Annotated in this window: 5 protein-coding genes; 2 read left to right on the forward strand and 3 right to left on the reverse strand. The window is 44.9% G+C overall.

The window, feature by feature from the left end:
* The coding region (gene aspS, locus RMO35_RS14925; RefSeq protein WP_309742121.1) for an aspartate--tRNA ligase at window positions 1-1,336 on the forward strand (1,336 nt) is incomplete at its 5' end.
* 159 nt (window positions 1,337-1,495) lie between these two features.
* Here aspS and RMO35_RS14930 read toward each other — a convergent pair.
* The 3 genes from RMO35_RS14930 to RMO35_RS14940 form a co-directional block, all read right to left on the reverse strand.
* A complete protein-coding gene (locus tag RMO35_RS14930; RefSeq protein WP_309742122.1) occupies window positions 1,496-1,699 on the reverse strand; it encodes a hypothetical protein in 204 nt (67 codons plus the stop codon).
* A 2-nt stretch (window positions 1,700-1,701) separates the two neighbouring features.
* Window positions 1,702-2,040 carry a hypothetical protein gene (locus tag RMO35_RS14935; protein ID WP_309742123.1) on the reverse strand — a complete coding sequence of 113 codons (339 nt, stop codon included), beginning with the start codon at window positions 2,038-2,040 and terminating at the stop codon, window positions 1,702-1,704.
* 344 nt (window positions 2,041-2,384) lie between these two features.
* Complete coding sequence (locus RMO35_RS14940; RefSeq protein WP_396134966.1) at window positions 2,385-2,663, reverse strand: YiaA/YiaB family inner membrane protein; 279 nt, start codon at window positions 2,661-2,663, stop codon at window positions 2,385-2,387.
* Window positions 2,664-2,857: 194 nt separating this feature from the next.
* Between RMO35_RS14940 and rimM the strand changes: the two genes are divergently transcribed.
* Complete coding sequence (rimM, locus tag RMO35_RS14945) at window positions 2,858-3,481, forward strand: ribosome maturation factor RimM (RefSeq protein WP_396134965.1); 624 nt, start codon at window positions 2,858-2,860, stop codon at window positions 3,479-3,481.
* Window positions 3,482-3,559 lie beyond the last annotated feature (78 nt).

Consider the following 3,559-nt stretch of genomic DNA (forward strand, 5'->3'; position numbering starts at 1 on the left):
CATCCGCCGCTGTTTGGAAGATCGGTTTAACTTTATGGAGATCGAGACGCCAATTTTGACGCGCTCTACTCCGGAAGGGGCGCGTGATTTTATCTTACCCAGTCGGGTAAATTTAGGTGAATGGTTTGCCCTACCCCAATCGCCGCAATTATTCAAGCAATTACTAATGGTATCGGGATGCGATCGTTACTATCAAGTCGCCCGCTGTTTTCGCGATGAAGATTTACGTGCGGATAGACAGCCAGAATTTACCCAGTTAGACATGGAAATGAGTTTCATGTCTCAAGAAGACATCATCGATCTCAATGAAGAATTGATTTGGCAAATCTTTAAAGAAATTAAAGGTGTCGAATTAGCACGTCCATTCCCCCGCATGACTTATGCTACGGCGATGGCTGACTATGGCTGCGATAAACCTGATACTAGATTTGACTTAAAATTAGTCAATGTTTCCGAGTTATTTAAAAACTCTCAATTTAAAGTATTTTCCGGCGCAATCGCATCGGGTGGGATTGTCAAAATATTACCGATTCCTGGCGGTAATGAGAGTATTTCTAACGTCCGGATTAAACCGGGCGGTAACTTATTCAAAGAAGCTGCCGAAGCAGGTGCTAAAGGATTAGCATATATTCGCGTCCTCGAAGGCAATGAAATCGATACGATCGGAGCGATTAAAGATTCTCTATCCGCTGAGAGTAAACAACAATTACTCACCCTCACAGGTGCCAAACCGGGCGACTTATTACTATTTGCTGCTGGCGATGCCGCGATGGTAAATAAAACACTCGATCGCTTGCGACTGGTTATCGGGCGCGAACTTGGTTTAATCGACGATGATAAAGTCAATCTCTTGTGGGTGACGGACTTCCCGATGTTCGAGTACAACGCCGATGAAAAGCGACTCGAAGCCCTTCATCATCCTTTTACAGCCCCCCATCCAGACGACATCGCCGATCTGACAACCGCCCGCGCTCAAGCCTACGATATCATCTTCAATGGTACCGAAGTCGGCGGCGGTAGCGTCCGTATTCATCAACGCGAAGTCCAAGAAAAAGTCTTCAGCGCGATCGGTTTATCCCCCGAAGAAGCTAATGACAAATTTGGCTTTTTACTCGAAGCATTTGAATATGGTACGCCCCCACATGGCGGGATTGCCTACGGACTCGATCGATTAGTCATGCTGCTCGCTGGCGAAGATTCGATCCGCGATGTCATCGCTTTTCCAAAGACTCAACAAGCACGCTGTTTGCTCACCAATGCTCCTGCAAATGTCGATGCCAAACAACTCAAGGAATTAGAGGTAATTTCCACATACAAACCCAAGAAAGATACTTAAAATTTATCTTGCTTATAGCTTAGCAAAAAGAGGTTGAATCGATCTCGATCGATTCAACCTCTCTCTTTTGTAAGTACTGGTACTGCCCTATTTACAATCTATTTGACTCAGCCATCATTCAGAAAGCTTTCACAATTAGTAGATTGCAAGAATTTTAAGTTAGCTTTCAATCTTCTCTGTAGGCAGATAGTTCGATCTATACAATAATCTGGCTCGACGTTGTTGGAGCAAGTCTCGATCGACTAATGCGATCGCTTCATCTAGCATCAGATTTAAGATATCTAGTTGTCGAGTAACTTCTTTCAATTTAGCTAGATTTTTAGCTCTAGCTTCAGGATCGAGAATTCTAAATTCATTACTCATGATTAATTCCAATCGCGTTGAATCTCTTGTAAGGTGGCAACACTAGCATCTAGAGTCGCTGAAGCGACTTCGACTGCCTGATATAACAAATTTAACATATCTTCTGAGGGGGTTGGTTGAGACTGGCAAACTTTTAGCAGTAGGGTATGAAGGCGATTGTAAGATAACATTAGCCGCTCTTCCACATCCTGAAGTTCTTCAAATTCGGATAAGGTTTCAGAAGTTTCACCCACCTGCTCGAATAGCCTGAACTCCATTGCGGTAGTACGATCGACGCACTCAGCTAGTCTACGTTTGATAATGAAGAGATTTGAGATGACAGGATCTGGTAATTTAGCCACTGGTGGATCTAGGCGTGATATTCTGCCTTTAATTTAGCAGGCTTGGGGTAGCTATCGCTCGCGTCAAAATTATTATCTATCTGTTAGAGACTCGATCGTCGATCCACTAAAAAATTAGATAAGCTATCATCTGTTACATTTATAGTCCCAGTAGTGGGACGACCGGACTAAAACTGTGGGCATTTAAGACATGAAAGTAGTAATTAACAATACTTTGACGATCGTTTTACCCACAGTTTTAGTCCGGTCACGCCAGTAGGGTGGGCACTGCCCACCACAAGGATTTTATAAGATATATAAGGTTTAGAGTCACGATCGAATCTAATTAATGATAGCTAAATAGATTACTTTAACACCCCATGTTGAGAGAGAATTTGCTCGACTTTCGCTTCTTCAATTTTTGAGGTTAACTTAGTCGATTCATGGAGATCTCGCTGAGTTTTTGCCAGTGTAAAAGTCGAAGATACTGAAAAGCCCAAGCCCATACCCATGAAACCTTTAACCCATAAATCTACGGGTAAGTAAATAATTCCCGTAGTCGTGATGCCAACGGACAATAGAAAAGATGCCCAAGTTTGAAAAATCCAAGCGTTACTATCTTTTTGATAACCGATTTGCTGCATGTTATTCATAATATTAGCCAAGTGAGGGATAACTAAATTGTGTTGCTCGATGAGTCAATCTTAAGCTGAATAAAAATCGATCGAACGATCGAGTGGACAGTTTTTCAACTGGCTCGATCGGCACAGGTCTGCATTCGCTAGCGAGCTTTGTGGTTTACTATTAAGATCGATCCGAACTCCTTACCGACCGAGCCATGACCGATTCACAGTCTCAACCCACCCCCCAGATTGCCACGAGGCAAGCGCCACTAGCACCGCCCGATGGTTGGATGGAAATTGGGTCGATCGTCGGCGCACAGGGCATTAAAGGCGAAGTAAAAGTCTATCCCAACTCCGATTTTCCCGAACGGTTCGAGCGAGCTGGCGAACGGTGGTTGTGGGGCGCGCAAGATCTCCAACCGCGATCGATCCAACTCGAAAAAGGTTATCAAATCCCCGGCAAAGGCTTATACGTGGTGCAGCTAGCCGGAATCGGCGATCGATCTCAAGCCGAAAACTTGCGCGGTCAAATGCTATTATTACCAGCAACCGATCGACCGCAGTTAGCACCGGGAGAGTATCATAGTCAGGATTTGATCGGGATGCCCGTATTCGATCGGGTGACGGGATTGGCGGTGGGGATCGTTGCCGATATTTTTACCGCCGGACATGAGATTCTGGTAGTCAGCGTCCCCCAAGCGGATGGTAAGGCTGTCGAAGCGATGATTCCATTTGTGGCGGCAATCGTCCCATTAGTAGACATTCCCGCGCGGCGGATTGAAATCTTACCGCCACCAGGATTGTTGGAGTTATATATACCGAACTGGAATGCAGGTTGAGACTTGGGAACAATCCAGCACCAATGACCAACAATCACCAAATATCCCCCAACTGATGCGATCGAGATGGAACAGCTT

The organism is Chamaesiphon sp. OTE_20_metabat_361 (genome assembly GCF_031364565.1).

What these genes read in the sequence shown, in the direction of transcription:
- rimM (WP_396134965.1), top strand. Translation starts at nt 2,858, where the DNA reads ATGACCGATTCACAGTCTCAACCCACCCCCCAGATTGCCACGAGGCAA.
- RMO35_RS14930 (WP_309742122.1), bottom strand. Translation starts at nt 1,699, where the DNA reads ATGAGTAATGAATTTAGAATTCTCGATCCTGAAGCTAGAGCTAAAAAT.
- RMO35_RS14940 (WP_396134966.1), bottom strand. Translation starts at nt 2,663, where the DNA reads ATGCAGCAAATCGGTTATCAAAAAGATAGTAACGCTTGGATTTTTCAA.